At 57.8% G+C, this 26,998-nt stretch carries 25 protein-coding genes; 10 read left to right on the plus strand and 15 right to left on the minus strand.

Annotation, left to right across the window (positions count from 1 at the left end; genetic code table 11):
- The first annotated feature begins 6 nt into the window (after positions 1-6).
- The 4 genes from pstB to LW884_04515 all read left to right on the plus strand — a co-directional run bounded on the left by pstB (position 7) and on the right by LW884_04515 (position 4,347).
- Positions 7-759 carry a phosphate ABC transporter ATP-binding protein PstB gene (pstB, locus tag LW884_04500; GenBank protein MCE3007596.1) on the plus strand — a complete coding sequence of 251 codons (753 nt, stop codon included), beginning with the start codon at positions 7-9 and terminating at the stop codon, positions 757-759.
- A 97-nt stretch (positions 760-856) separates the two neighbouring features.
- The gene (gene phoU, locus LW884_04505; protein ID MCE3007597.1) at positions 857-1,567 is read left to right on the plus strand and encodes a phosphate signaling complex protein PhoU; all 711 of its coding nucleotides are present in this window, start codon (positions 857-859) and stop codon (positions 1,565-1,567) included.
- 65 nt (positions 1,568-1,632) lie between these two features.
- A complete protein-coding gene (locus tag LW884_04510; GenBank protein MCE3007598.1) occupies positions 1,633-2,619 on the plus strand; it encodes a DoxX family protein in 987 nt (328 codons plus the stop codon).
- A gap of 249 nt (positions 2,620-2,868) precedes the next feature.
- Positions 2,869-4,347, plus strand: a complete 1,479-nt coding sequence (locus LW884_04515; protein ID MCE3007599.1) for an oligosaccharide flippase family protein — start codon at positions 2,869-2,871, stop codon at positions 4,345-4,347.
- On the opposite strand, the gene LW884_04520 is transcribed toward LW884_04515, so the two are convergent.
- The 7 genes from LW884_04520 to LW884_04550 all read right to left on the minus strand — a co-directional run bounded on the left by LW884_04520 (position 4,344) and on the right by LW884_04550 (position 11,961).
- Positions 4,344-6,623: a hypothetical protein gene (locus tag LW884_04520; protein MCE3007600.1), complete on the minus strand. Its 2,280-nt coding sequence runs from the start codon at positions 6,621-6,623 to the stop codon at positions 4,344-4,346. The two genes, LW884_04515 and LW884_04520, sit on opposite strands and share 4 nt — an antisense overlap.
- A 25-nt stretch (positions 6,624-6,648) precedes the next feature.
- Positions 6,649-7,113, minus strand: a complete 465-nt coding sequence (locus LW884_04525; protein MCE3007601.1) for a RecX family transcriptional regulator — start codon at positions 7,111-7,113, stop codon at positions 6,649-6,651.
- Complete coding sequence (locus LW884_04530; protein ID MCE3007602.1) at positions 7,110-7,460, minus strand: MmcQ/YjbR family DNA-binding protein; 351 nt, start codon at positions 7,458-7,460, stop codon at positions 7,110-7,112. The genes LW884_04525 and LW884_04530 overlap by 4 nt, the downstream gene beginning before the upstream one ends.
- A complete protein-coding gene (locus tag LW884_04535; GenBank protein MCE3007603.1) occupies positions 7,457-8,482 on the minus strand; it encodes a glycosyltransferase family 2 protein in 1,026 nt (341 codons plus the stop codon). The genes LW884_04530 and LW884_04535 overlap by 4 nt, the downstream gene beginning before the upstream one ends.
- A 17-nt stretch (positions 8,483-8,499) precedes the next feature.
- On the minus strand, positions 8,500-8,826 hold the full coding sequence (locus LW884_04540; protein MCE3007604.1) for a YbaB/EbfC family nucleoid-associated protein: 327 nt from the start codon (positions 8,824-8,826) through the stop codon (positions 8,500-8,502).
- Between the two features lie 171 nt (positions 8,827-8,997).
- Entirely contained in the window at positions 8,998-10,530 is a 1,533-nt protein-coding gene (locus LW884_04545; GenBank protein MCE3007605.1) for an NFACT RNA binding domain-containing protein, read from the minus strand.
- A gap of 72 nt (positions 10,531-10,602) precedes the next feature.
- A complete protein-coding gene (locus tag LW884_04550; GenBank protein ID MCE3007606.1) occupies positions 10,603-11,961 on the minus strand; it encodes a peptide MFS transporter in 1,359 nt (452 codons plus the stop codon).
- A gap of 344 nt (positions 11,962-12,305) precedes the next feature.
- On the opposite strand from LW884_04550, the gene LW884_04555 reads away from it, so the two are divergent.
- Positions 12,306-12,983, plus strand: coding sequence for a VTT domain-containing protein (locus tag LW884_04555; protein ID MCE3007607.1), 678 nt, complete (start codon positions 12,306-12,308; stop codon positions 12,981-12,983).
- Entirely contained in the window at positions 12,980-13,657 is a 678-nt protein-coding gene (locus LW884_04560) for a YggS family pyridoxal phosphate-dependent enzyme (protein ID MCE3007608.1), read from the plus strand. The genes LW884_04555 and LW884_04560 overlap by 4 nt, the downstream gene beginning before the upstream one ends.
- Positions 13,658-13,666: 9 nt before the next feature.
- Here the strand turns inward: LW884_04560 and LW884_04565 are convergent, their stop codons facing one another.
- A complete protein-coding gene (locus LW884_04565) occupies positions 13,667-14,941 on the minus strand; it encodes a hemolysin family protein (protein ID MCE3007609.1) in 1,275 nt (424 codons plus the stop codon).
- A 55-nt stretch (positions 14,942-14,996) separates the two neighbouring features.
- On the minus strand, positions 14,997-15,959 hold the full coding sequence (gene mutY, locus LW884_04570; protein MCE3007610.1) for an A/G-specific adenine glycosylase: 963 nt from the start codon (positions 15,957-15,959) through the stop codon (positions 14,997-14,999).
- 138 nt (positions 15,960-16,097) lie between these two features.
- On the opposite strand from mutY, the gene LW884_04575 reads away from it, so the two are divergent.
- The 3 genes from LW884_04575 to LW884_04585 all read left to right on the plus strand — a co-directional run bounded on the left by LW884_04575 (position 16,098) and on the right by LW884_04585 (position 19,139).
- Positions 16,098-16,400: an integration host factor subunit beta gene (locus LW884_04575; GenBank protein ID MCE3007611.1), complete on the plus strand. Its 303-nt coding sequence runs from the start codon at positions 16,098-16,100 to the stop codon at positions 16,398-16,400.
- A gap of 86 nt (positions 16,401-16,486) precedes the next feature.
- Positions 16,487-17,329, plus strand: a complete 843-nt coding sequence (locus tag LW884_04580; GenBank protein ID MCE3007612.1) for a hypothetical protein — start codon at positions 16,487-16,489, stop codon at positions 17,327-17,329.
- A gap of 253 nt (positions 17,330-17,582) precedes the next feature.
- Positions 17,583-19,139, plus strand: a complete 1,557-nt coding sequence (locus LW884_04585) for an Rne/Rng family ribonuclease (protein MCE3007613.1) — start codon at positions 17,583-17,585, stop codon at positions 19,137-19,139.
- 93 nt (positions 19,140-19,232) lie between these two features.
- On the opposite strand, the gene LW884_04590 is transcribed toward LW884_04585, so the two are convergent.
- Complete coding sequence (locus LW884_04590) at positions 19,233-21,017, minus strand: T9SS type A sorting domain-containing protein (GenBank protein ID MCE3007614.1); 1,785 nt, start codon at positions 21,015-21,017, stop codon at positions 19,233-19,235.
- Positions 21,018-21,097: 80 nt separating this feature from the next.
- Between LW884_04590 and LW884_04595 the strand changes: the two genes are divergently transcribed.
- A complete protein-coding gene (locus tag LW884_04595; GenBank protein MCE3007615.1) occupies positions 21,098-22,429 on the plus strand; it encodes an MFS transporter in 1,332 nt (443 codons plus the stop codon).
- On the opposite strand, the gene LW884_04600 is transcribed toward LW884_04595, so the two are convergent.
- The 5 genes from LW884_04600 to hemW all read right to left on the minus strand — a co-directional run bounded on the left by LW884_04600 (position 22,389) and on the right by hemW (position 26,961).
- Positions 22,389-23,072: a thioredoxin family protein gene (locus LW884_04600; protein ID MCE3007616.1), complete on the minus strand. Its 684-nt coding sequence runs from the start codon at positions 23,070-23,072 to the stop codon at positions 22,389-22,391. The genes LW884_04595 and LW884_04600 overlap by 41 nt on opposite strands.
- Before the next feature lie 79 nt (positions 23,073-23,151).
- Complete coding sequence (locus tag LW884_04605; protein ID MCE3007617.1) at positions 23,152-24,078, minus strand: VWA domain-containing protein; 927 nt, start codon at positions 24,076-24,078, stop codon at positions 23,152-23,154.
- Complete coding sequence (locus tag LW884_04610; protein MCE3007618.1) at positions 24,068-24,961, minus strand: hypothetical protein; 894 nt, start codon at positions 24,959-24,961, stop codon at positions 24,068-24,070. The genes LW884_04605 and LW884_04610 overlap by 11 nt, the downstream gene beginning before the upstream one ends.
- Positions 24,958-25,833 carry a DUF58 domain-containing protein gene (locus LW884_04615; GenBank protein MCE3007619.1) on the minus strand — a complete coding sequence of 292 codons (876 nt, stop codon included), beginning with the start codon at positions 25,831-25,833 and terminating at the stop codon, positions 24,958-24,960. The genes LW884_04610 and LW884_04615 overlap by 4 nt, the downstream gene beginning before the upstream one ends.
- A gap of 12 nt (positions 25,834-25,845) precedes the next feature.
- A complete protein-coding gene (gene hemW / locus LW884_04620; GenBank protein ID MCE3007620.1) occupies positions 25,846-26,961 on the minus strand; it encodes a radical SAM family heme chaperone HemW in 1,116 nt (371 codons plus the stop codon).
- Positions 26,962-26,998: the final 37 nt, after the last annotated feature.

Below are 26,998 nucleotides of genomic sequence, written 5' to 3' on the forward strand. Positions count from 1 at the left end.
ACAATAATGCTGAAGCTGGAAGCCAAAAGCGTAAACGCCTACTATGGCGAGACCCAAGCCCTGTATGGCGTGAACATGGGGATAGACCGCAATAGCGTAACCGCGCTCATAGGCCCCTCGGGCTGCGGAAAAAGCACCTTCATCCGGCTACTGAACCGGATGAACGACCTGATAGACGGTGCCCGCATGGAGGGAGACATCCTGCTGGATGGCCAGAGCATCTATGGCAAAGAGGTAGACCCCGTGGTGCTGCGCAAACGGGTAGGCATGGTGTTTCAGAAGCCAAACCCCTTCCCGAAATCTATCTTCGAAAATGTAGCCTATGGCCTGCGCATCAATGATATCCGGAACAAGAACTACATCCAGGAACAGGTGGAAAAAGCGCTGCACCTGGCAGCCCTGTGGGACGAGGTAAAGGATAACCTGAAAAAAAGCGCCCTCGAGCTATCGGGCGGGCAGCAGCAGCGCCTCTGCATAGCCCGTGCCCTGGCCGTAGAGCCATCGGTGCTGCTAATGGACGAACCGACTAGTGCGCTAGACCCCATCAGCACTGCCAAGATTGAGCAACTAATCGATCAACTAAAGAATGAATTCACCATTGTGATCGTTACACACAACATGCAGCAGGCCGCCCGCGTAAGTGATAAAACAGCCTTCTTCAACCTGGGCAGGGTGGTAGAGTTTGGCAACACCAAGCAGATATTCACAAACCCCCAGCAGGCACAAACCCAGAACTACATAACTGGCCGCTTTGGCTAAGCTGCCCCCGCACATAGCCGCTCCCCCCCCCGGAGAGAACGGCTATGTGAAAGCACGATCGAACCCATACACAACAAAACAAAACACAAAACCGGAGATGAGGCTGATAGAGGCGGAGATACAGCAGCTTAAATTCAAAATCCTGGATATGGCCGAGCTGGTGCAGTTTCAGCTGGACCATATTGCCCAGGCCCTGGTAAATCTGGACTACGACCTGGCACGGAGAATACGGAAAAAGGAAAAGAAGATAGACCAGTATGACACCAAGATAGACAAGCGCTGCGAGCGAATAATAGCCCTGCACCAGCCCGTAGCGAATGACCTGCGCTTCGTGTTTTCGGTACTGAAGATTAATGGCTACCTGGAGCAGATAGGAGACGGCATTTACAGCATGGCCAGTACCGTACCGGCCCTGAAAGAGCTGCACGACCAGAAGCTGATGAAGAACCTGGGCCTAGAAGGGCTGATAAATGCTACCAAGGAAATAGTAACCGATGCGCTCATGAGCTATTTCAATGAAGATATAGCCCTAAGTCAAGCCGTATTCGATCGGGAAGTACCTGTGCTGGAGCAGTATGATAAGTGCTTCAAACGACTGGTGCAGCGCATAGGCGAAAAACCGGAGCTAGCCGAAAGCCTGGTGCAGCTCGTGCTGATTATCCAGCACCTGCGGCGCATGGCCCGGCTAGGAGTGAGTATTGCGGAAGAAACGATATTTTATCTGAATGGCACGATACGGCGCCATAGCGGCGAAAAAAACCCGTCGGCCGGCTGGGAACACAGTCCGCCGGATACGCAGGAAATATAGTTTTTGCGACAATTGTTTTTCTTCGATTTTTGCACTACAAACTGGTACACATAATCCCACTTTAGATGTTTCGCAATTGGACTACCCAAACCATACGTATACTCGTTGGACTGCTTTTTGTTTTTTCCGGGCTAATCAAGGTGAATGACCCGCATGGTTTTGCCTATAAGCTGATCGAGTATTTCGAGGTCTTTCAGCAGGATTTCAGCTTTCCGGCAGCCTTTTTCATTGAATCGGCCTTCGGGCTAGCCGCCCTTATAGCCGTATTCGAGTGTGTACTGGGTATGCTACTGCTCACAGGCTGGCTGCGGCGCTTCACTACACTGTCCATTTTCGGGCTGATTGTTTTCTTTACGGCCCTCACCTTTTACAGCTGGTATTTCAACAAGGTACAGGACTGTGGCTGCTTCGGCGATTTTCTGCACCTCACGCCCTATCAGTCCTTTATCAAGGACGTAGTGCTGCTGGTGCTGATTAGCTACCTGTTCTTGTATCCCAGTCGCATACGTCCGCTTTTGGGCAATAAAAAAACAAATGCCCTGCTGAGTGTGGTGCTGTGTGCCAGTTTCCCCATAATCGTGCTATCCACCCTGAACAGTGGGCCTGTAGTAGACCTGCTGGGGGCCTGTGTGGGCTGCGACTTCAAAGCGCACACAGAAAACCCCAACGGCCCCAAGGGCATCAAGGAATGGATACCCCTGGACAGCGAGTGTGCGCAGAACGGCATGCAGGGCTGGAGCGTGCTGGTGGTAGTAAAGCAGCTGGAAGATGAAGAGCCGGGGCTGTATGCCCAGCTGAAAGATACCCATGCCAGCCTGGACAGCCAGAAAGTGAGCTTCTTCCTCACCACCGCCAGCCTGAGCAGCGTGCTGAAACCCTGGAAGGAACAGCACAAACCTGCCTACTGCATAGCACGCAATGGCGGCGATGTACTCAAGACCATTATTCGGAACAACAAGGGAGCCCTGCTGCTGAAGGATGGCGTAGTAGTGGAGAAATGGGTGGGACAGGTACCCGATGCGGCCGACATTCAGCGCCTGACAGAGCAATAGAATCCGGGCTATACCCCTCCAAGGCTAGGCAGAAAGCATGGTCCGCGTCCGGCACCCGCGGTTTGTGTATATTCGCGCCATGCCTATTCGGATGTATATGCACCGGGCAGCCTGCGCAAAACTTGCTCTACCCAGGCTGTGGGCCTGCATGCACCCGCGCCCTACCCAAGAGCTGCACCCCTGGACCGGGGGTAATCCCCCAGCGGAAGCGGTACAAGCCCGAGAAGCAAGCCTGAGCCCCCTGCACACATGAGTGTAAAAACCCTGGCCCGGCAAACAGCCATCTATGGGCTTAGCTCGATCGGGAGCCGCCTCATTAACTGGGGCCTAACGCCCCTGTACACCTACTACCTGACCACGGGTGAGTACGGGGTGTACTCCGACCTGCTCACCTTTGCCTTTTACGGCATTGTCGTGCTCACATTTGGGCTGGAAACGGCCTATTTCAACTACTACCCCAAGAGCCGGAACGGAGACCGCATTTATGCCACGGCCTTTAGCTGGATCCTGCTGCTTAGCAGCATCTTCTTGCTGCTTTCACTGCCGTTTCACGTACAGATTGCCGGCCTCATGGGCTACGGCAATGACACGCAGCTGGTTTGGATGCTGCTGCTCATCACAGCCCTGGATTCACTGGGAGCACTGCCCATGGCAGCCCTGCGTATGCAGGAGCGGGCCGTACGCTTTGCCTCCATCACCCTAAGCCATATCCTACTGATGGTGGCGCTGAATCTGATTTTTTTTCTGACGCTGGAGCCCACGGTGTTTTATATCTTTCTGGCCAACCTGTTTGCCAGCGGGCTAAGGCTAGCCCTGAGCCTACACAACAACCTACCCAGACTGAAGCTGGTAGAGAGGCGCACCCTGAGCCTAATGTGTACCTATGGATTCTGGTTTATGGTAAGCGGCATGCTGGGTGTAATGAGCGTGCAGCTGGACCGCAACCTGATTACACGCCTATGGCCGGATGGGCAGCTGTGGCAAGGCAAAGCCTATACCGGAGCGGAACTGAATGGAATCTATTCAGCCATATACAAGGTTGCCATTATCATCACACTTTTCACCACAGCCTATCGGGCGGCTGCCGAGCCATTCCTCTTCAGGCAGGCAAAAAAGAAGAATAGCTTGGAGAATACTGCGCGTATTTTCAACTATTTCACGATGATCAAGATCTTCATCATGCTGGTAACAGGCTGCCTGGCCTATGAGATAGTGAGCTTCAATGGCTTTGGGCTGCTGAGCTTTAGCTTTATCCACCCCGACTACTGGCCGGGCCTACAGGCGGTACCCCTGCTGTTAGCTGCCAATGTTTTCTGGGGTGCCCACCTTAGCTTAGGTATCTGGTACAAGGTAAAGGCCAAGCTCAATTACGCCCTGCTAATATCGGCAGTAGGAGCAGTGGTAACCATCGGGTTAAACAGCTTACTCATTCCATACATGGGCTTTATGGGGGCGGCTGTGGCTACCCTGGTCAGCTACGCTACCCTGGCTATATTGAGCTACAAATGGGGCAACCGGTACTACCCCGTACCCTACCAGGTGAACCGGCTGCTGGTGTACGGGCTCATTGCTTTTGCGCTGGTATGGGGCTTTATGGAGCTTACACTGGCGGGCTACACCCAGGGCTGGTTCAGCCTGCTGAAGATTGGTTGCTGTGTGGCCTTTATCTGGATCGTGCGGCGGCTGGAGCGGAACAACCTGATGCGCACGCACTTTGCCGAGGACTAGTGGCTCAGTATCAACCGAACTGGGGGTAAGGCTAACTCTTGGCCAGGAGCATGTAGGATATACAGCCCGGCAGGCAAGCCTGATAGCGAGAGCAGCTGCCTGCCCGCTGGCAGATCCCAGGTTTTCAGCTCTCTACCCATCACGTCCTGTAGTGCCAGCTGTAGCGGCTGCATAGCCTCAACCCATACTTGATCTGTCGCTGGGTTGGGATACACGCGCAGGGGGCTGGGGGTAGCACCCGCAGAAGAAGCGCGGGAAACGGTGGGGTCGGAGGTAAAGACATAACGCACCAGTATGCCGTCTGAGGGGCCCCCGCCGTAGAAAAACTGGCTGGCGTTCAGGGCGGGGAAACGGGCCTCACCAAAGGTCTGCCCACCCATCACCGTCTGTACACTGTCGGCCGCTGCGGCATATAGCACGTCTGCCGCTGCACCCCCGTAGTAGGAGGCCTGCAAAAGTACTGCCGTATGCGAAAACACAGCCCAGTAGCCATCGGTGGTGCCGCCCCGATATTCGTCCAGAAACCCGGCACGCAGGGTAGGTAGATCGGTGCTGCGAGTCTCGCCTACGGCATACAGCTCACCCTGCTTGCGGTTGACAGCCAGGCCGTGGGCAAACTCGAACTCGCTACCGCCCAGGGCATACGTACTCCACAGGTTTAGCCCGGCCGTATCAAAACGTGCCAGAAACAGGTCTGATCGGCCTACCAAGCTAGGCTGGGTGGGCAGCAGCAGGGGGAAGTTGGGGCTAAAGGTATGGCCCAGCAGCACCGGCTTCCAGGCACTGTCCAGCACCAGGCCGTGCACCTCTTCCTCATCCGTTCCACCCCAGTAGGTACCGCGCCGCAAAGCACCTGCCGAGTCGAGCTTGATCCAGAAAGCATCCTTTGTGCCCGAAAACGCTGGCTGGGCCGCGCCTGGCACATTCAGATCGGGGCTGCTGGTACTGCCGGCCAGGTAGTAGTGTGCGCCCCGGGCATCCACAGCCAGGCCGCCCGGCTGCTCAAAAGCCGTTCCGCCATAGTAGCCCGCCCAGCGGAGTCGACCCGTTGTGTGCACCTTGGCCATCCACAGGTCTCCGCCACCCGGGGGGCTGCCCTGCAGGCCACCCGTGCCCAGGCTGGCCAGGCCACCCGTGGTGGTACCCAGCACAACCACAAAGCCCGATGTATCGATGGCCAGGTGGGTAATGGCATCGATACCCACCTGGCCAAAGTACTGACTCCATAGATACAAGCCCTGTGCATTAAATTTGGCCAAAAATGCGTCTTGATTGCCCCCATAGGCCAGCTGACCCAGGCCAAAGGTAGCAATGGAACCGAGGGTGCTGCCGCCCAGATAGATTGCCCCACTTGCATCTACAGCCACTGCCAGGCCCTCATCGGCCTCGCTCCCACCGAAGTAGGTAGCCCAGCGCAGGCTGCCATTTGCATTGTTCACACCCACTACGGCATCTCTGGCGGGGCCGCCCTTTACCACCTGGCCGGCAGTAGCCGGAAAGTTCTCACTATCGGTATAGCCCGCCCAGGCAAAGCCGCCGTCGGGCAGGGTGGCAATAGACCGGATGGCATCGGCAGCGCTACCCCCTATAAAGGACGAAGACGTGCGCAAAAGAGGATCCACAACGATCGGGCCCGTGGATGCTGCGGCCACTGCCTGGTAGTACAGGCGGGTGCCTACCAGGCGGTGCTGTACCGTCAGCGGGTGCCCATTCGGTCCCTGCCAGGCAGCTGGTATGTGCTCTGCGAGCCTACCCAGGGGGGTGTGCAGGTGCAGGGCATTCTCCTCGGGCTGCAGGTGCGCACCCACCACCTGCCAGTAGAAAGCTGACAAGGCTGCCGCATCCTGTGCCAGGAGGTTGTACTTGAACGAAGCCGCTTGCTCCATCAGCTCGAGGTCTACTCCGGGTGCTATGCCCCGCAGCAGCAGGGTGTGCGCCGCCTGCAGGCCTGCCTGCGCCCTGTGGCTATGCCCCGTGGTGATAAACCGGTACGTAGCTGCATCCGCCGCTACACTGGGCTCGAAAGCGTGCGGACGGGTGGGGAAAAGAAAATCGATCCGGACGGCAGCATCGGAGCCATCGAGGGTGCCAGTGGGCACATAGTGCAGGCCCAGGTCGGACACATAGACCGTAAGGCCCGAAAAACGGGCGTAGTAGCGAATGGCAGCCCCGGCCAGCGGCTGGGTCCATTGGGCCGGATAGGGTACAAATCCGGCGGCACGCACTTCCGCCAGGCCGGCCAAGAGGAAAATGAGGACTGTCAGGCATTTCTTCATCTGGCAATATTAATCAGGTACGTGTTTATTTTTCGTGAAGCAGTACGTCCCAGGCCGCCCGGATGTCGGGATACGAGAAGCCCTTTTGCAGCAGATAGCGTACCACGCGCTCGTATCGCTGCGGGCTGTCTGGCGGCAGCTGGGCCAGCTTTCGGCGCATCAGTTTTTGGATGCGCTGCTGCTGCTCGGCCCCATCCAGGGCCTGCAGGGCAGCCTCGGCGATCGGCCCTGGCACCCCCTTCCGGGCCAGGCCTGCGGCTATTTTTTGCCTACCCCATTGGTTTTGATTGGCCTTGCTGCGCACATACAGGCTGGCAAAGCGCTGCTCGTCCTGGTAGCGCTCATCCTGTAGCAGCCTCAGTATCTCCAGGGCCCATGGGGTGGGGCAGCCCCAGCCCTGCAGTTTCATCAGTACCTCCATAGCACTGCGCTCCTGCTGCGCACAGTAGCGCTGCGCACGGGTCAGCCAGGGCTCCAGGCCTGGCATCATAGGGTATCTCGCTCCTTTTTTGGCAGGGCCGATACAACCAGCTCGTAGCTATGGTCTATCCAGTGGCGTAGCTCCACATCGGGCAGGCTGCCATCCAGGCAGATGGTATTCCAGTGCTTCTTGCTCAGGTGGTAGCCCGGCTGCACCGCCGCATAGCGCGCGCGCAGCTCCAGGGCCTGCGCCGGGTCGCACTTTACACTGATGTACAGGGGCGTGCTATCCAGGCGAATAATCATCCAGATCTTGCCCCGTACCTTCAGCACCAGTGCGTCGTCGCCAAAGGGCATGGTCGGTTCGCTGCCCGGCTTGGCCAGGGCGTAGGCCTGCAGGGTATCTAGCTCTTTCATAGGGATCGAAATAAGGATCGAAAGGTTTTTTTGCCCCGCACATAGTGCTGCCACAGCAGGCTGCCCGGGTAGTAGCCTGCCAGCTGGTGCAGCCGACGGGGAGGCTGCAGCCGGCGGCTGCGCCAGGCGGAACGAAGCCTACCCCAGAAGGAGAGGTGGGCACGAATAACGGTCCAGGTAAGTGCCGGGCGCAGGCGCAGCAGCTGCACAAGGCCCCATACTCCGTCCAGGCAAAGGCGGAAGCCCAGCATCCGCACTGCCGAGCCCAGGGGGGCATTCTTTGCATACGTCAGCAGGCTATTGCGGATGTTGTAAAACACCTTTCGTGGGTGGCCCATGGGTAGGCTAGCTCCACCCAGGTGGTACACCAGGCTTTTCGGCTCCACCCATATTTCGTAGCCTGCATTCTGGGCACGCCAGCAGAAATCGATCTCCTCCATGTGTGCGCCGAATCCTTGGTCGAAGAGGCCAAGCTGGCGAATAACCGAGGTGCGTATGAGCATACAGGCCCCAGATGCCCAGAAAACAGGCCGCGCGTCATCGTACTGCCCCTTGTCTGGCTCCAGTGTGCCGAAAATACGGCCCCGGCAAAAGGGAAAGCCCCAGGCATCGAGCCAGCCCCCTGCGGCCCCGGCGTACTCGAAGCAGGTGGGCTGGCGATAGGAACGGATTTTGGGCATAACGGCGGCCAGGCGGGGATTTTGCTCGGCCAGCGCCACCAGGGGGGCCAGCCAGCCTGGGGTGCAGGCCACATCGGTGTTCAGCAGCAGTACGTAGGTGCTCTCTATCTGCTCCACGGCCAGGTTGTTTCCATGCGCAAAACCCAGGTTCTGTGCAGGCTGCAGCAGGCGGGCATCGGGGTAGTGTGTGCGCAGCCAGGCTGCCGAGCCATCTGTGCTGGCATTATCCACCATACACAGCTGCAGCTGCGGCCAGCCGGCTGGCTGTAGCGTGGGCATAAACTGCTGGAGCAGGTGTTTGCCGTTCCAGTTTACAAGCACAAGGGTAACCGTAGCAGGCACGGGTGGGGGCAGGGTAGCTATAGTCCGAGTTGGCTAATATCCAGGCCCGGTATGTTGGGCAACATGCCCTGGGTAATCTTGCTCATTTCCTGCCGGGCGGCCTGCTCGGCCTTCTCCAGGGCGTTATTGGTGGCAGCGGCTATCAGATCTTCCAGCATTTCCTTGTCCTGCAGCACGTCTGCCTCCAGCTGTACGTGCAAGATCTGGCGTGCGGCGTTGGCTGTTACCCGTACCATGCCCCCGCCGGCCATGCCCTCTACGGTGATATCGGCCAGCTTCTTCTTTGCCTCTTCCAGGCGCTGCTGCATTTCCTGCATCTTGCCAAACATATCTGCGATATTCATGCTATTCAGAATTTGTTATCCGATTGGGTACCCAGCGGAGAACAAAGGTAGGCCTTTGCACTTGCATGGGGTTACACAGGGGCAATTTCGGTATTTTTCATTCAGCCAACCGAGGGCAGCTGTAGCGCAGGAGGTGCCGACCAGCGGTGCTTGTGCCGCACAAGGAACACTTCAGGCCGGAGTTACGGGAGATTCCGGCGACTGCGGGGCCACCAGCAGGGTCTGTTCCCGGTCCAGGACTACCTGGCCTACAGCCAGCTTTTTGTGCTTTCGCACATACTTGCGTTCGGTATAGCTCACGGTGGCCAGGCTGGCCCGTCGCTGCTTGCTAAACCAGGCTGCCAGGCCAGCGGCATATTCCAGTACGGCGGGCGGAACCTCCTGTTTCGCATGGGCCCGGCGGAGCACCACATGGCTACCCCGTACGTCTCGGGCATGCAGCCACAGGTCGTGCTTGTGGGCGTAGCCAAAGGTCAGTCGGTCGTTGCTGGTGGCATTCCGGCCTACCAGGATTTTGAATCCCTGATATTCAAAGCGGCGAAAGGGGGCCGCGGGGGCATCCCCGGTAGCAGCCGTATCGGCTTCGGGCTGGGGGTATCGGCTCATAAAGGCCTTGAGTGCCTCCGGGCCATCTACCTGCTGAAAATCGGTAAAAGCCTGGGTCGCCGCCGCAGCTGCGGCCTGTAGCTGGGGCAGCTGGGCCTGTAGCCACTGTAGGCGCTTGCTGCGGTCCTTCTGCTTCCGGTACCAGCGGGCGGCCTGCTCGGCAGCGGGCAGCAGGGGGTCCAGCTGCACCCGCAGCACCCCGGCCCGATACAGGTCTTCCAGTTCGATTGCCTCCATACCGGGCCGGATACGATGAAGGTTGGCCATCAGCAGGTGGCCTATCTCTTCGGGCGGACGCTCGGCCAGCAGGGCTGCCAGGGCCGCCTCCCGGTCGGCATGGCGGGCGGTAGCCAGGCGGTACTGCCGGTGCACCCAGTGGGCCACACGGGCATACCGGTGCTGATGCTGCTGCTGCCGGTAGTACTGGCGCACATGGGTGGCCAGGGCCTCGGGCAGGGGCAGGCGGGCCAAACCCGGCAGGGGATGCAGGCAAAAAACCGGGCGGCCCGCCTGCTCGCCCACCGTAGCACTGCCATCGCAGCAGTGGGCCAGGTAGTGGGCCGGGGTGTACGTGTGCGCCTGCATATACTGCCGCATGGCATCGTCTATCCACCTGGGCACATGCGTGGGGGGAACAGACGGCAGCAAGCTGGCAGGGCAAACAAGGCTAAGAGCTGCAAGATCGAGCTGGCCCGGGCTACGAAAAAACAGGGGGGAGTCGGCTTTCTGCCTGGCCTGCCAGCAGGCGTAGCCACGGGGGCCAAAGAAGGCCAGGTAGAGCGTTCCGTGCGGAAAGCGCAGAGCCAATACACGGTCGTTCTCGGCTATTTCGAGTTTCTGCAGAACCTGGCCTACCACCGGTGCCAGCACATCGGCACTATTGCTCCGCTTGCGGGCAAGGTGCGATACGGGCAGGCAGTAGCTGAACGTGCCAAACCCTATGCGCCAGTGGTGTGGCGCGGCGGCGGCTGGGGCAGTCCACTCCAGCACCAGTTCATCGCGCTGCTGGGTGAAGGCTGCCGTGCAGCGGCTACCCACCAGCGGCTGGCTGAGGTACACCAACTGCCAAAGAACCGGATAAGCTACCGTATGCTGCATAGGCGCGAGCAGAGGGGAAAAAAAGACCGGCACGAGGCCGGTCTGGGGTATAGCGTACAGGCGAGCAGACTGCTAGCCTATGTTGTGCATCATCTTGCGAATTCGGCCCGAGAGCAGCAGCAGCACCAGGCCCAAAAACATCACCACCAGCGCAATGCCTAGAAAGAAGGTGGAGTAGTTGAAGTTGGAGCGGATGAACACCAACAGGCCGGCAAAGATGTTGGCGATAAATACGCTGCCAAACCAGACACCCATCATAAGCGAACCCAGCCGGGGCGGTGCCAGCTTGGTAACCATGGATAGGCCAATGGGGGAGAGGCAGAGCTCGCCAAAAGTATGGAAGACGTACGTGAACATGACAAACCAGATGCTGGCCATTACCGTGCTATTGGCCTCCACCTCCAGGGCAGCCATGTACATGAAAAGAAAGCCAGCACCTGCCAACACGATGCCAATACCCATTTTGGTGGGCGTATTGGGTTCCAGTTTTGCCTTGGAGAGCAGCGTCCACAGCAGGGCAAACAGGGGGGCAAAGACAACGATCATCAAAGGATTGAGCGACTGGAAGTAGGCCGTATCGAAGGTGAAGAGTCCGGCCATGTCTTTGTTTACGTGGTTCTCGGTAAAGAAGGTGATGGAAGTGGGGGCCAGGTCGAAGCCGGTCCAGAAGGCAATGTTGAACACCGCCAGGATCACCAGGGCCCAGATGCGGTCTTTTTCCACCTTGGTAAGGGGGGTGGATGGGGTGCTGGCGGTGGCGGCCTTTTTCTTTGTCTTCGGCTTCATGCCGGCATCACCCAGGTATTTTTTTCCGAAAAGCACATAGACGAGCAGGCCCAGAAACATACCCGCGCTGGCTGCACCAAAGCCCCAGCTGTAGCCCATATAGCCCGACTCGGGCGAACGAAACCACCCGCACACAATGGGTGCCACCAGTGCACCCAGGTTGATGCCCATGTAAAAAATGGTAAAGGCGGTGTCCTTGCGCTTATCGCCCGGCTCGTACAGGTCTCCCACCACAGTCGAGATGTTGGGCTTAAAAAAGCCGTTTCCGAATGTGATCAGGATCAGGCCGAAAACAAACACGTAAAAATCGTTGCTCACCGCCAGCATGGCATATCCCAGCCCCATCAGTAGGCCACCCATCAGGATAGACCTGCGCTGGCCAATGAAGGCATCGGCCAGAAAACCACCCAGTAGGGGGGTCAGGTAAACAAAGGCCTGAAAAAAGTTGGCAATCAAGCCAGCCGTTTCCTCGGTAAGGCCCAGGCCCGCCATGCCTTCCTTGCCCGGATCCTGTATCACGGCGGCAGCCATGTAGAGACCCAGAATGGCGCGCATGCCATAGTAGCCAAAGCGCTCCCACATCTCTACGGTAAAGAGCAGGTACAACCCCTTGGGGTGTCCTTTTCCGGTTTTAGCAGTTTCCAAATTTCTAGGGGTTTTAGGGAATAGTTCTTTACAGGATTGCACAAAAATACACGAATTCTTTTTCGCTCCTAGTGCCTGCAGAGGTCAGGTCTACACTACCTAATTACACGCACAGGCCAGCCTGGCGGACCCTGGCGAGAGACCAGTGGTTCTGTGGCCAGCTTTGTAGCAGCCTGCACAGTGGGTAGCCAGCCTGGGTATCGGGGCTGAAGGGAAACGGAGACCGGGCATTGAATCGTACGCGTGTGTGGCAGAGTGGGCTGGAACACGAAAAAAAGGACACCCTATAGCCCCTCTTTTTGTGGTATCTTTGCGGCCCTACCATTAACCACGCTTCGCGAAACATGGAGTTTTTGTCTGCCCTCAGCGATATGCTGCAATACATCAAGCCGGAATACATCATTCAGTCGGCGGGGCCCTATCTGCTGGTAGTGCTAGCAGGCATCATCTTTGCCGAAACAGGCCTGATGGTGGGCTTTTTTCTACCCGGAGACAGCCTGCTGTTTCTGGTGGGCCTGTACACAGCCACGGGCTTGATTAGCGTTCCGCTGGTGGTGGTGCTGGGTGTGCTGATGGTGGCTGCCATTGTGGGCGACCAGACGGGCTACATCATTGGCCGCAAGCTGGGCCCGGCACTTTTCCGGAAGCCGGAGAGTCGTTTTTTCAAGCCGCAGTACATAGCACGCACCAAGTCCTTTTACGATCGGCACGGGGGCAAAGCCATCATTCTGGGCCGCTTTGTGCCCATTGTACGCACCTTTGTGCCCATGATAGCGGGGGTGGCCAACCTGGAGTATCGGAAGTTTGTGTCGTACAACGTAATAGGCGGCATTGTATGGATAGGCAGCATGACGCTGCTGGGCTACCTGCCGGTGGCGCTGGCCGGGCCGCGCCTGGCCGAGCAGTACATCAAGCCCAATGTGCACTACATTACGCTGGGCATTATCCTCGTCAGCGCGGTGCCCATCCTCACCACCTACCTGAGTGAGCGGCGGCGCAGCAAAGCCCAAAAAGGGGCATGAGCACAATTGCCGATCGGCTGCAGGCCGTAAAGGCCTCGCTGGCAGAAGCCTGTAGGGCGGTGGGCAGGCTACCCGAGGAGGTAAAACTGGTGGCGGTAAGCAAAACCTTCCCGGTATCGGCAGCGCAGGCAGCCTGTGCCGCCGGGCAGATGGACTTTGGCGAAAACCGTGTGCAAGAGTACCTGCAGAAGCAGCCCCTGCTGCCCGCAGCACACTGGCACCTGATAGGCCCACTACAGACAAACAAGGTGAAGTATGTGGTGGATACGGTGCACCTGATCCACAGCCTGGATAGCGAGCGGCTGGCGAGCGAGATACAGAAGCGAGCGAAGAGGCCCGTGGATTGCCTCATACAAATCAATATATCGGGCGAGGGACAGAAAAGCGGTATTCCGGCAGAAGAGCTACCTGGCCTCCTGCGCTGCCTGCCCCAGTATCCACAGGTGCGGGTGCGGGGAATGATGGGGATAGCAGAGCTGACGGAGGATACGAACCGGATCCGCAGCCAGTTTGCCCGACTAAGGGGGCTATACGACCAGCTGGGGAGGCAAACCAGCGAACAGGTGCAGATGCAGCACCTGAGCATGGGCATGAGCGGAGACTATGCCCTGGCCATTGCCGAGGGAGCCACGATGGTGCGCATTGGCTCGGCCATTTTCGGTGGCCGCAGCTAGAGTAGCCGTTTAGGCATCGTCTTCCTCATCCTGGGGGGCTGGGTCATTTATTACCAGCTTCACGCGCTTTACATGCGTATCGGTGGCAGTTAGCACTTGTAGTTCGAAGCGGCCTGCATGCAGGTAGGCTCCGGTGGGGGGCAGGCCCCCGTACAGGGCCAGTACCAGTCCGGCCAGTGTACCATGGCCGCCCCGGTAGGGCTCAAATTCCGCCTCTGGCAGCCCAGCTAGCCGGCATACATCCACCAGGGGCATGCGGCCAGATATAACGAAGGCATTGTCGGCCAGGCGGGTGTAGCCGGGGTCGTGGGTGTCGCCTTCATCCCGAATGTCGCCAAATATCTCCTCCAGGATATCTTCCAGCGTAATGATGCCACTGGTACCCCCGTACTCATCCACCACAATGGCCATGTGCTGCCGCTGCTGCTGAAAAGCCCGGAGCAGGGTATTTAGCCGCTTGGTATCGGGCACATAAAAGGGCTGCCGGATCAGCTGCTGCCAGTTCTGCAGCTTGTCGGGCTGCTTTAGCAGGTCCTTCACATACAGGATGCCCATAATGTGGTCCAGGCTAGCGCGATAAACGGGTATGCGCGAATGGCCATACGCGCGGGCCGCCTGCCACACCGTTTCCGGGCTTGCCGTGTCGGGCAGGGCGCGCACATCCACGCGTGCCCGCATAATGCTGCGCACGGCCGTCTGGTCCAGGTCTACCAGCGCACGCAGAATGCGCTTTTCCTCCGCTGGCGACTCCGTTTCCGGCGTGTGCAGGATAGCCTCCTTTAGCTGCCGGGCCGTCATGCCCTCGCCTTGTTCATCCCAGGCCTGGTGGGCATACTGCGCCAGGCGGCCCAGCACGCGTCCGGGTAGGTATAGCACATAGTAGGCAGGCAAGAGCGGCAAGGTGCCCCAGCGCAAGACAGCGGCCGGAAATGCCGCCCCGAACAAACGGGGCTGATACTCGCCCACAAAAAGCTGAGCCAGAAGAGCAACAAGAAATAGCACGAGATAGAACCCAGCCGTAGCCCCGGCTGGCCAGAACGAGCGAAACAGAAACGCGAGGCTAAAAACCCAAAGCAAAATGGCGAGCGTATCGGCAATAGCGAGTGTGCCCAGAAAAGTACGCGGCTGCTCGTAGAAGGTCCGGAGCCAGCGCTCACTCAGGCCCCGGGCCCGCTGCCGCAGGCGCAGCTGCTGGCTGCCCGGCAGGCCAAAATAGGCAGACTCGTAGGCAGACAATAAGCAGGAAAAACCGAGCGAAAAAAGTGCCAGAATCAGGTAGAGCATCTGTATCGCGATGGAATGAGTGGGGCTATGAAGATAACAGTCTGTTCAAGAATACTCACAAGAGCTGAAGCTGCTGAAACAGGCGATGCATGGCCCGGGGCATGGGGTGGGCAGGCAGGGCTGCCAGGGGCACCCACTGCCAGTGCAGGGCCGGCGGCGGGGCCTGCCTGGCTAGGTATAGCTGCATCTCAAAATGCGTAAAAATGTGCGAAAAGAGCGGGGCATCTGGGCCCGCCAGCTCCTGATAGGGCAGGGTGTACAGGCCCTGCCAAAATCCCTCGGGCTTTTGCACCAGCGCCAGTTGCTGGTCTTGGATATGGAGGTAAAACGTGAAAGGGCGGCGCGGCTTGGCTTGTTTCTTGCCCCTGGTGGGCAGTTGGGCCTGTAGGCCCCTGCTATAGGCCGCACAAGACGCTCGCAGGGGGCAGTAGGGGCAGGCAGGGCGGGTGGGTGTGCACAGGGTGGCCCCCAGCTCCATCATAGCCTGATTGTGCGTATAGGCATCCTGGCTCAGCCGCGCCAGGTCATCGGCCTGTGCCTGAAAATGTTTTTTGGCGGCAGGCGTGTCTATGGGCGTATCATCTGCATACAGGCGGGCCAGTACACGAAACACATTGCCGTCTAACACGCCCACCTGGCTATCAAAGGCAAAACAGGCAATGGCGCGGGCGGTGTAGGGCCCCACACCCCGGAGGGCAAGCAGGCCGGGCACATCCGGCGGAAAGTGGCCCTGTTGCACAATCTGCCTGGCGGCAGCCTGCAGGTTTCGGGCACGGCTGTAGTAGCCCAGGCCCTCCCAGGCTTTCAGCACAGCAGCTTCCTCTGCATCCGCCAGGGCTGCCACGGTGGGAAACCGGCGCAGAAAACGCTCGTAGTAGGCAAGCCCTTGGTTTACGCGTGTTTGCTGCAGGATCACCTCGCTGAGCCAAATGGCGTAGGGGTCGCGGGTTTCGCGCCAGGGTAGGTCCCTCTTGTGGTGTAGGTACCAGCTTTTAAGCCCTTGCAAGGCAGTATCCATGATCCTCAAAAAATAATTTATCCTGAATAAATTTTACCCTAAATTTGCTGTTAATAGTTTTACCAGTTATTAACACCGGGTTTGGCGCAGGCCAAAACCCAAAGTACGTAATCCTGCTAACTAAATTTTTTCGCTACTGTGACCAAAGCCGAGATTGTAAGCAAAATAGCCCAGAAAACCGGGCTGGAGAAGGCCGATGTGAGTGCCTCGCTAGAGGCCTTCTTCAAGGTTGTGAAGTCCTCCATGGCCGAGGGAGAGAACATCTACATCCGGGGCTTTGGCAGCTTCGTAGTTAAGAAACGGGCGAAAAAAGTGGCCCGCATCATTTCGCGCAATAAGCCAATTGTTATCAACGAGCACTACGTGCCCACCTTCAAGGCTGCAAAAGTCTTTATAGACAAGGTAAAAGAGAGCGACAAAATCAAGACGAAAGAGGAATAATGCCGAACCAGCCACTCGAAGGGAAAAAACCGATTCGGACGAAACAGACCTACGTTTTACAGCTTGCGCTGATAGCACTGGGTGTCGTGGCGCTGGTGTTTCTCTCCTTCACAGACCGAAAGGCCCTGGTGCAGGCTGGGCCACCGGCAGCCGCTGCTGGGGCAGCTATGCCAGAAGGGAAGGAAAGGGCCCAGGCCGACACCGAGCCACTGCAAGCTGGAGACCTGGAGGCACTGACTGAAGCCCAGCAGCGCAACTGGCAAGCAAGCCAGCAGCAGCTGGCAGGGGCCCGCCAAGCGGCAGACTCGGCCACAGTGCTCCGGCAGCTGGTGCAGCAGGCCAGGCAGGACAATCGGCCAGACTATGCCGGCTACTACGCTGGCCTGCTGGCAGCAAAAAGCGAACAGGCTACCGACCACCTGGAGGCGGCACAGCTGCTAAGCCTGGCCCGGCGGCAGTACAGCCAGCTAAAGCAAGCGCAAATAACGGTGCGTAAGCTTAACACCGAAGCCATAGCCCACTACCGGGCCTATCTGGCTGCACAACCCGCAGATGCCCTGGCCCAAGTGGGCCTGGCCAGCAGCCTGGTACAGAGCGATACACCCATGGACGGTATACGTGCCCTGCGCGAACTGGCAGAAAACAAGCAAGCTAGTGTAGAGGTACAATACCGGGCCAATATGGAGCTGGCAACCTTTTCTATCCAGACACAGCAGGCGGAAAAAGCCCTTAGCCGACTATCTGTATGTATGGCACTGAAACCGGCAGAATTTGAGCCCTACTATCTGGCCGGACTCGCACACAAAATGCAACAACAAGCGGAAAAAGCAAGACCCTTGTTTGAAAAAGCCTTATCTTTGGCCCCCAACACTGAGATTCGGTCGGAGATTCGGGCCCTGATGGGAGAGGAATCCCAGACGATACAATAAGAGAGTAAGACACAGTAAATTTCCACGTATATGCCCTGCGGTAAAAAGAGAAAGCGTCACAAAATGTCGACCCACAAACGCAAGAAGCGTCTTCGCAAGAATCGGCACAAGAAGAAGAACAGGTAGTTCTTCGCCCTGGGCAAAGCACCAGGGGCCTGAGTAGCACAGATGCTGTGCCGCTATACAGGCACACAAGCACACCCATACGCAGGTACGCCGATTTAGCGAAAGGTATACCCAAAATAACCATGCCTTGGCGAATGAGCTATTAGTAAGCAGCACCGAAGAGGGGCTACAGCTTGCGATCCTGGAGAATAGACGCCTTGTTGAACTTCAGTATGAGAAACGCAACAACCTGTTTGCGGTAGGAGATGTTTTTCTGGGCAAGGTAAAGCGTGTTTTACCTGCCCTGAATGCCGTTTTTGTAGACATTGGCTACACAAAAGATAGTTTCCTGCACTACAGCGACCTGGGTCCTCAGATTGAGACACAAACCCGGTACCTCAAGTCTGTGCTCAGCTCCAACGGGCGGCACATAGCGCTAGACAAGCTGGAGGCCGTGCCAGACATTGACAAGCACGGCAAGATAAGCGAGGTGCTAAAGACGGGCCAGGTCATTCTGGTTCAGATCATGAAAGAGGCCATTAGCAGCAAGGGGCCCCGGCTGGCTAGCCAGCTATCTCTTGCTGGTCAGTACTGCATTCTGCTACCCTTTGGCGGGGGGGTTTCGGTAAGCCGAAAAATGCACAGTGGCGAGGAAAAGAAGCGCGTACGCAAGATTCTGGAAACCTGGAAGCCCCGGCACATGGGTGTCATTGCCCGTACGGCAAGCGAGGGGGTAGAGGCAGAAAAACTACAGGCCGACCTGAACCAGCTGCTAGCACGCTGGAACGCCATGGTGGAGGAACTGGTGGGGGCCAAACCGCCCCGAAAAGTGCTGAGTGAGATAAACCGGACCAGCAGTGTACTGCGCGACATGCTTTCCATCGGCTTCGATTCCATCCTGACGGATAGCACCAGTGTGTACGAAGACCTGATGGCCTACGTAAACGAGCAGCAGCCAGACCTGAAGCGGGCTGTGCAACTCAAGAAATCGCGCGAGGGACTATTTGAGCAATATGGCGTGGAAAAACAGATCAAAGGTGCCTTTGGCAAGACCGTAAACCTGGGCAGTGGGGCCTACCTGGTGGTAGAGCACACAGAAGCCCTGCACGTGATAGACGTGAACAGCGGGAGCCTGCGCATGCCCAGCCTAAGCCCGGAGGAAAATGCCCTGCGTATAAACCTGGATGCAGCCAGTGAGATAGCCCGACAGCTACGGCTGCGCGATATGGGCGGAATTATCGTGATCGACTTCATCGATATGCGCAGCGCCGAAAGCAAGAAAAAGGTTTTTGAGCAGCTGAGTGATGAGATGAAGAAAGACCGGGCCAGGCACACCATCCTGCCCATGAGCCGCTTTGGCCTCATACAGGTTACGCGCCAGCGGGTGCGGCCCGAGGTGAACATCAGCACCGAAGAGGTGTGCCCCAGCTGCGGCGGCACCGGCAAGATAAATCCCTCGATACTGCTGGCAGACGAGGTGAACCGAAATGTGGATTTTCTATTCCGCAAGAATAAAATGAAGCAGCTAAGGATGAAGATGAATCCCTTCCTGGCTGCCTACTTCACCAAAGGTTTCCTCAGTAGCCCCCGCTTCAAATGGCTGAAGCGATATGGAAAGTGGGTGCGTATAGATGCGGTAACCTCCATGCCTTTCACCCAAGTGCGTTATTTTGGCGAGGGTGACGAGGAAATAAAACTGGACTAGAGCACGGGGGGAGGAGCACGACACCTGTCTCGCAAAGGCCACTACTCCTCCCCTGGCTCGGGCATAGGTACACACAGGTACACCCGCTGCGACCTAGTGAATAAGCACCGTTCGGGCTACGGTAGTATTGGCCGTATGCAGCCGTATACTATAGGCACCCGGCTGCTGAATACCGATGCTCTGCCGCCAGGGCAGTATAGCGGTATCGATGGTATGACGCTGTACCGTGCGCCCAAGGGGATCTACTACTTCTATCCAGGCACCAGCCAGTGGCTGGCTACCACTCAGTTGTAGCTGCCCGCTACTGGGGTTGGGATAGAGTGTCCAGGCTAGCTGGCCCGTACTACCCTTGGCACGAGCGGTAAGCTGGCTCACTTCTATACCACTGGCTATCTGGGCTTGGCAGCTATTCGCATCTTGCACCCATACTTGATAGGTGCCCGCGGGCAAATCCTGAAGCGGACTGGGCAAAAAGCTGGTGGGAGGATTGGCATTCGTACTTACACCAAAACGAAGCACGCCTGTGCCACCGCTGGCCGTGGCCATAATTTCTCCGGTAGCGCGGGCCTCTGCCATACCGGCGAATGCCGCAGGGCCAGGTACAACGGCAGAAAGTGAACTCGCGCAGCTGGCGCCACTCGGATGATTGGAAACAGCCAGGCTGATGGTACCTGCGGGTAAATCGAACAAGGTATAGGGATTGGCCGGGATGGGTACCCATGCCTGACCTGCCTGCTGCATATAGTAGCTACCGGCCGGACTAAGTGACAGGGTAAGCGACCCATCTGTGGCACCCGGGCAGCTAGCTGCGGTAGTGGTGTGCTGTACAGAAAATGGCAGCTGGCTACCCTGGTTTATAACAAAGCTGAGGGTATAATCGCATGCACCACCACCGCTGCTGGTAGATATTTGATAGGGGCCGGTATAGGCATTGGGCGCAAAGCCATCCAGTGTAAAGGGGTTGCTGGTTACGGGGCTCCAGGTGTTTCCGTCATAAAAGTAATAGGTGCCGGCGGGACTAATGGTCAACTCTACTGAGCCATCATTGCCCAGGCAACCGGCCGGAGTAGTTGATTGGCTAACGGTAAAAGCTAGCTGTTGCCCTACGGCAATAGTGCCACCCAACTGGTTGTAGCAGCCCGGTTGGTTATTGTCTGCCGGAGTGGTGGCCTGTGTGGTTACATCCCAGGCATAAACCCGATAGGCACCGGGTGCCAAGCCCGTAAAGCTGACCTGGCCGCCAGACGGTGTATGCAGCTGGCCCGCAACAAAAGCGCCTGTGGCAGCTGAGTACAGGCCTAGCCGAAGGTCCGACTCCGCATAACTATAGTTGGCCGTGATGCCACCAATATTTATCTGGCCGGTGCTGCCGGGGCAGGCAGAGGCGGATGCACTGGGTGCCGCTGCCTGGATCTGGTTGTTGGAGGCCGATATACTTACATTTGTGGCTATGCGCTGCCAATCATCATCATGAATGGTGCCAATGTTACATGCGGCGCAAAGAAGTGGACAGGAATGTACACCGCAGTTCAGGCGAACATACAGGTCATAGCTACCTGCGGACAGGCCCGAGATGGTAGCACCGGCAAAGGTGTGGTCTACCCAACCCGGACTGGCAGGGGTAGCAGTGGTAGAGGCCGGAAAAACGGCAAACTGTAAGTCTTCGGGCGTAAATGTCTCGGTGCCAATCACATTGGCAGCAGAGAGCTGAATGGAACCACCCTGGCCACTACATACTGCATTGGTTACGGTATAGTTGGCAGCTGGGCTGGCATTCACATAGGCAATGTCGCCATCGTCGGTATAGATGGTTTGGGCAAAAGACAACCTCGCCAGTAGGGTGAGGAGTAGGAAAATAGGGGTGCGCAGGGGTGCCATATTGTTTGTTTTGGGTAATGAATGTGTTTGACTGAGTGTGGTTGTACGCAGTGGGCCTGCATTGCGTTATCTTGCGGTGTATGAAGGCAGACCGCCTGGCCCCCGCCGGCCTCCTCCGCTTTACAGGCTGGCACATGCTTACCACCAGCCTGCTGCTGCTGGGCTATATGGGCTACTATATCTGCCGGTCCAACTGGGCGGTGGTAACACCCCTGCTACTAAAGGAGTATGCACTGATGGGCCTGACCATGGCCCACATCCAGTGGATAAGCAGTTTTGGGCTGGGTATGTATATGCTCGGCAAGGTTGTGAATGGAATACTGGGCGATTTTATCGGAGGCAAGCTGATGTTTGTGCTGGGCATGGTCCTCTCGGTAGTGGCCACCCTGTACATGGGCCTGGCGCTGGGCTTTGGTACGCTGTTTATTGGGTGGGGGGCAAACCGGCTGGCCCAGAGCATGGGCTGGGCAGCCCTGGTAAAGAGTGTGGCACGCTGGTTCAACTATTGGCACTACGGCCAGATAATGGGTATCCTCAGCCTCAGCTACTTGTTTGGAGACAGCCTGGCACGCATTTTCCTGGGTTACCTGATTGAGGATGGCTTTGGCTGGCGTGGGATATTTTACTTTAGTGCCGCCGTACTATCCACTGTAGCGCTGATTACCTGGTGGATGCTGCCCGGCTCGCCCGAGCAGAAAAAACTACCGCCCGCGCGCATCAATCCACAAAACCTTTTTGGCGAGGCTGGGGACAAACCGCAAGCTTACGGCATGCTTCGGCTGATAAAGCCCTTCTTTTCGCATCACGCCTTCTGGCTAGTGGCCCTCATGAGTTTTGGTCTAACGGGTGCCCGGGAGCTGATTAATCAGTGGAGTGTACTTTATCTGGAAGAAATCAGTGGGATGGCCGCTGGAATGGCGGCCCGCTATAGTGCCATTTTTTCCTTTGTGGGAGGTATTTCGGCCTTGATCTTTGGTTTTGGCACAGATAGATGGGCGCGTGGCAAGCGAGGAGCCCTTATACTGGGCTCCATGGTCCTGCTGCTGCTCATCAGCCTGGCATTTTATGCTGCCGGGCAGCGCAGCTCACTGTGGGCAAGCCTGGTAGGGCTTGGGGTAGTGGGTTTTCTGCTGATCGGGCCCTATACTTTTTTGGCAGGTGCCATTGCGCTGGACCTGGGAGCCAAGAAGGCCTCGGCTACGGCTGTGGGCCTGATAGATGGGGCTGGCTATCTGGGTGCCTTGTCCAGTGGCATCGTGGCGGCCTACCTGCTGCGGCAGTACACGTGGAACGCGCTTTTTCTGCTCATAGCCCTGCTGTGCAGCCTCACAGCGCTGGCTGCTTTCCTATACTGGCGCAGCTACGAGCGGGCTAGTAAACCTGCCGCCGCTGGCGGAGCGACTGGCGAATAAGGCCGAGCAGCAGTCGTTCGTCTGGAACGCCGGTGTGGTGCAAGGTCTGGTTAATAATCACGCGAGGGACACCCCGGATTCCGTACTGCGCAACCAGCTCCGGAAACTGCGTGGCATTTACGATGTTCGTGCGAATGTAGTAGGGATTTACGATGGCAAACTGATTGGCCAAGTGGGCCGCTACCGGGCAGTAGAAGCAGGTGGGCGTAACGAACACGTCCAGGGTAATCAGCTCATCTATGGCCTGCAGCTCGTGCACAACAGAAGAAGAAAGGCTGGTTTCGGCCCCAGAGGTCATGGCTATTGCCCTCAGAAAAGAATTCAGCTCGTAGCCGGACGGGATGCCATAGTAGCGTATGTGGTGGTCTACCTCGCCCAGCAGGCGTATAGCGGGTAGCCAGCGGATGTACAAGGCGCTGTCCAGCTCATCCAGGCTCTTTACCTCCTGCTGGTGCAAGCGGATGGATGAACTACAGGCAGCAAAATGCGCGGCAAAACGTGCTGTCCACTCGCTGTTACACACATTTTTGACAAACCGATCGCGAAAGCATTTTTGCCTTGCATAGGTATACAGGCTTACCGGAGCCTGCACATGCCGACCCAGGTACTCGGTTATTTCTGCCGCCTGTCCCTTTGAAAACATGGGATGGTAAGGCAAGAAACCACCTCAAAAGTTCCGTGCAGGGCTACAGGAACCGGAAATAGCTGCTACACGGGCAAATTTATTGCTCTATGGGATTGGCCAATCCCACAAACTGTAGCACCGCGGCCAATAAGCACAAGCCCAATGCCAGCCACAGGATGGGCCGGTGCAGTAGCACTGCCTGCTGCACATAGCGCGGCATTCGGTTGGCCTGCAGATATTGATCCAGGTGGCGGAGGGATGCAGCCATATCCTGGGGGTACCCGGGCGTGTAGATGCGGCCAGCCGTATGACTACATATCTGGCGAAGATAGTTTCGTGCAGACTGCGCGTCAGCCGTGTCGCCCAGATAAATACCCTGCACGGCTACCTGATGTGCCCGTGCATAGCGGGCCACCGCCTCTGGGTCCATCATGCCCGTATTGTTCTGTGCATCGGTTACCAGGATTAAAATACGATCCGAAGCCGTAGCCTGGCTTAACCGCTGGATGCCCAGGCCAATGGCATCGCCCAGATTGGAACCTGCCGGGGGTATCATGCCCACATGTACCTCTGCCAGCTGGGCTAGCAGATAGGGATGGTCTTGTGTAATGGGCACAAATGACAGGGCCCGCTGAGCAAATAGACCCAAGCCTATACGGTCCTGCGGGCGCTGCTGAACGAACTGGCTGATAGCGTGGCGCGCCACTGCCAGCCGGTTGGGCTTCCAGTCCGTAGCCAGCATACTGCTAGATATATCCAGCATGATCACCACCTCCAGGCCGCGGCCAGTGTCTTGAGCAGTACGCACGTAGCGTACCGGCCGGGCCAGTGCCACAACTAGCAGGAGCCAGGCTAGTAGATAGCAGGCGGGTACCAGTACACTCAGCAGCCAGCCGCCGGGCCCAGGGGCAGGCGCGTAGGTATACTGCAGGGCTATGCGGCGCCGGCGCCGAAACCTGCGGTAGAGCCAGAGCGCAGGTAGCCCCAGCACAAAGGCAAACATCCAGGGATACTCAAAGCTCATGGCGGGCCTGTAGATAGTGTGCTTTGTATAGTGCCTGTAGCCGCGCATGCAGCTGGCGCAGCTGATCGACGGGGGGCTGTTTTCGGCCATATATGGCCTCGGTCTGCATGCACTCGCACTGGTAGAGCACAAGGCTGTCGGGCAGGCGGAGGCGGGGCAGGGCCTGCTGTACCTCTGCGGGTGTCAGGCTGAACCACTCAGGCTGACTACCCAACTGCTCCTTCCAGAGGTGAGAGACCCGTGTGAGGTATTGCGCCGGTTCGGTCTCCATCAGGGCCTGGCATTGCCGCAGCTGGCGTAGCCCGCGCTGATAAGCGCTGTGTAGGCGATAGCGCCGCCATAGGCGGTAAAGGGGCCGCCGGGCCAGCAGGGCCAGTAGTAGCGCAAGTAGTGCACCCCCGAGCAGCCAATACCAGCCGGAAGTAACCGGCGCGGGCTGCTGGTCTGTATCGGCCTGTGCGAGTAAGCGCAGATCGGGCCGATAGGACAAGGTATCGGCGTTTTCCGGCAGCAGCGAGCGGACAGGCAGGGTAGGGCTGGTAGCCCGCTGCTGCACCAGGCTACCACGGTGCAGGTACTGGTAGTCCAGAACAAAGGGCTGCCAGGGTGTAAGCTGCCATACACGCAGCAGAAAGTACAAACTGTCCGTTGTGGGGTTTAGCACATAGCGCGCTTGCTTCATAAGCTCCCAGCTACCCCCATCAGGCACCTCGATTTCTACGGGAAGATCGGCAGGATGCTGTAGCAGAACGGATAGACCGATGGGCCGGGCCAGATAGAGGCTATCGGCCTGCCAGTGGAATTGTAGCTTAACGTCCTGTGCAGGGAGCGTGTATGGCGCACACAGCACCAGCAGGCAGATCCATCGGGCGGGGTTGCTCATAGGCTGGGGCGGGCTTTTCGTGTAAGAAAGGCCTCGAGCTGACGGTAGTAGGGCACAGAAACATCTACAGAGAGCAGCGGCACGCCGTACTTTTTACAAAAGGCCTGTGCCTCGCCCACACGCTGCTGATAGGCGCTGGCGCGTGCACTACTGCGCCCTCCCAGCCAGTGCACACGCCAGGCCGTACGGCGGCTCTCCAGGTCCTGCAGGGGCAGGATACCCTGTAGGGCGTGTGGTTCCTCGCTGGGGTGATAGGGCCGGATGATAACCAGCTCGTGCCGGTGGTGCAGCTGGAGCAGCGTGGAAGCATAGTTCGTGTCCAGCAAATCAGAGATGAGCACGAGGAGCGTACGCCTGGGGTGAAGGCGCAGAACAGCCTCTGCGGCCACAGATAATTTCGTTTGCGTAGATCCAGGAGGCTGCAGTAGCCGCTCTAGCAGCTGCATAAGCTGGTGCCTTCCCCTGGCAGGCTTCAGGTACTGCTCTACCTGGTCCGTAAAGGCCAGCAAGCCCACCCGATGCTGATGCTCCTGTGCAGCATAGGCCAGAATGGTGACTATCTCGTGGATGATGTCCCTCTTCTGCTGCTGCGGTGTGCCGAACAAGCCGCTGGCGCTCTGGTCTACCATCAGCAGCATATTCAGTTCGCGCTCCTCGCGGTATTCCTTGATGTACGTTTGCCCATGCCGGGCCGATACGTTCCAGTCTATACGGCGTACATCGTCGCCAGGCTGATAAGGCCGCACCTGCTCAAAGTCGATACCCTGGCCACGCATGGCCGTACGGAAAAGGCCCACGGTAGGCTGCTCCACCGCAAGGCGTGTAGCAATGCGCAGGCGCTTTACCCGATTCAGCAGGGAAACGACATCCATTTATACCGCAAGTTACAACAGATCTGCAATGAGTCGATCCAGGATAAGCCAGGCATCTACTGTTGGATGCCAGGCAGCTGGGCCTACGGAAAATAAGCCCGAATCTACCCACGCCGCCATACGAGCCGTATGCACGCGCCGCCAGGCAGGATGGTGCTGTATGGAGAAAGGTAGTCCCCCGGCCGTGCGCAAGCGGGTCATCAGCTGCTCGATAAACAAAGCCTCGTCGTCCAGTTCCTCCTCCGTTTGTGCCAGCTGGCCCCTACCCAGGGCCTCCAGATAGCGTGGCAGAGAACGCACATTCTCATAACGCCGTCGGACCCCATCGTAGCCATGGGCCGAGGGACCTAGCCCTATGTAGGGGCGCTGTGCCCAGTAGCGGGCATTGTGTACGGCCTCCTGCCCGGGCTGGGCATAGCTGCTTAACTCATAGTGCACATAGCCTGCTGCTGAAAGGCGGTGGTGTAGCCAGGTATACTCTGCCACATACTGCTGCTCATCCAGCTGAGTATGACCCGTGCTAACCCAATGATGCAGAAGCGTTTTGCGCTCAACTGTTAAACCATAGATAGAGATATGAAGGGGCTGGTAAGCTAAGAGAAGCTCTACATCCTGGCGCAAACGCGCCATATCTCGGCCAGGCACTGCAAAAATTAGATCTACCGAAAACGCCAGGCCCGAAGCCGCCACCAATTCCAGCGCCTGCTGCGCCTGATCCGCAGTGTGTGCCCGGTTCATCCAAGCGAGTATCTGGGGCTGAAAACTCTGAATGCCCAGGCTGAGCCGACTTATACCCAAGGCGCTCCAGGCAGCAATGCGCTCCGGTGTACAGTCATCCGGATTGGCCTCCAGGGTGCACTCCAGCAGTTTGCCGGGGTGTACAGCCTGCCCCAAGGCCGCAAACAGCTGTGCCAAGCTGTCTGGATGCAAAAGCGAGGGGGTGCCCCCGCCTATGTACAGGGTATCTACAGCCGGGTGCCCGAACTGTGTATGCCGGATGCGAAACTCGGAAGCCAATGCCTGCACCAGCGCAGCCTCATTACGCCCGGGATGGGTGGTAAAGTAGAAATCGCAATAGCTACAGGCCTGCTTGCAGTACGGAATGTGTAGATAGAGAGCCGTATTCACGTATACAGGTAGGCAGGCCAGAAATGGCGATAGCCGA

This window comes from Bacteroidota bacterium (genome assembly GCA_021300195.1).
GTDB lineage: Bacteria > Bacteroidota > Bacteroidia > J057 > JAJTIE01 > JAJTIE01.

Excerpts from the sequence above, each read along its gene's own strand:
- pstB (MCE3007596.1), top strand. The coding sequence starts at position 7 with ATGCTGAAGCTGGAAGCCAAAAGCGTAAACGCCTACTATGGCGAGACC.
- phoU (MCE3007597.1), top strand. The coding sequence starts at position 857 with ATGAGGCTGATAGAGGCGGAGATACAGCAGCTTAAATTCAAAATCCTG.
- LW884_04510 (MCE3007598.1), top strand. The coding sequence starts at position 1,633 with ATGTTTCGCAATTGGACTACCCAAACCATACGTATACTCGTTGGACTG.
- LW884_04515 (MCE3007599.1), top strand. The coding sequence starts at position 2,869 with ATGAGTGTAAAAACCCTGGCCCGGCAAACAGCCATCTATGGGCTTAGC.
- LW884_04520 (MCE3007600.1), bottom strand. The coding sequence starts at position 6,623 with ATGAAGAAATGCCTGACAGTCCTCATTTTCCTCTTGGCCGGCCTGGCG.
- LW884_04525 (MCE3007601.1), bottom strand. The coding sequence starts at position 7,113 with ATGATGCCAGGCCTGGAGCCCTGGCTGACCCGTGCGCAGCGCTACTGT.
- LW884_04530 (MCE3007602.1), bottom strand. The coding sequence starts at position 7,460 with ATGAAAGAGCTAGATACCCTGCAGGCCTACGCCCTGGCCAAGCCGGGC.
- LW884_04540 (MCE3007604.1), bottom strand. The coding sequence starts at position 8,826 with ATGAATATCGCAGATATGTTTGGCAAGATGCAGGAAATGCAGCAGCGC.
- LW884_04545 (MCE3007605.1), bottom strand. The coding sequence starts at position 10,530 with ATGCAGCATACGGTAGCTTATCCGGTTCTTTGGCAGTTGGTGTACCTC.
- LW884_04555 (MCE3007607.1), top strand. The coding sequence starts at position 12,306 with ATGGAGTTTTTGTCTGCCCTCAGCGATATGCTGCAATACATCAAGCCG.
- LW884_04560 (MCE3007608.1), top strand. The coding sequence starts at position 12,980 with ATGAGCACAATTGCCGATCGGCTGCAGGCCGTAAAGGCCTCGCTGGCA.
- LW884_04565 (MCE3007609.1), bottom strand. The coding sequence starts at position 14,941 with ATGCTCTACCTGATTCTGGCACTTTTTTCGCTCGGTTTTTCCTGCTTA.
- mutY (MCE3007610.1), bottom strand. The coding sequence starts at position 15,959 with ATGGATACTGCCTTGCAAGGGCTTAAAAGCTGGTACCTACACCACAAG.
- LW884_04590 (MCE3007614.1), bottom strand. The coding sequence starts at position 21,017 with ATGGCACCCCTGCGCACCCCTATTTTCCTACTCCTCACCCTACTGGCG.
- LW884_04595 (MCE3007615.1), top strand. The coding sequence starts at position 21,098 with ATGAAGGCAGACCGCCTGGCCCCCGCCGGCCTCCTCCGCTTTACAGGC.
- LW884_04600 (MCE3007616.1), bottom strand. The coding sequence starts at position 23,072 with ATGTTTTCAAAGGGACAGGCGGCAGAAATAACCGAGTACCTGGGTCGG.
- LW884_04605 (MCE3007617.1), bottom strand. The coding sequence starts at position 24,078 with ATGAGCTTTGAGTATCCCTGGATGTTTGCCTTTGTGCTGGGGCTACCT.
- LW884_04610 (MCE3007618.1), bottom strand. The coding sequence starts at position 24,961 with ATGAGCAACCCCGCCCGATGGATCTGCCTGCTGGTGCTGTGTGCGCCA.
- LW884_04615 (MCE3007619.1), bottom strand. The coding sequence starts at position 25,833 with ATGGATGTCGTTTCCCTGCTGAATCGGGTAAAGCGCCTGCGCATTGCT.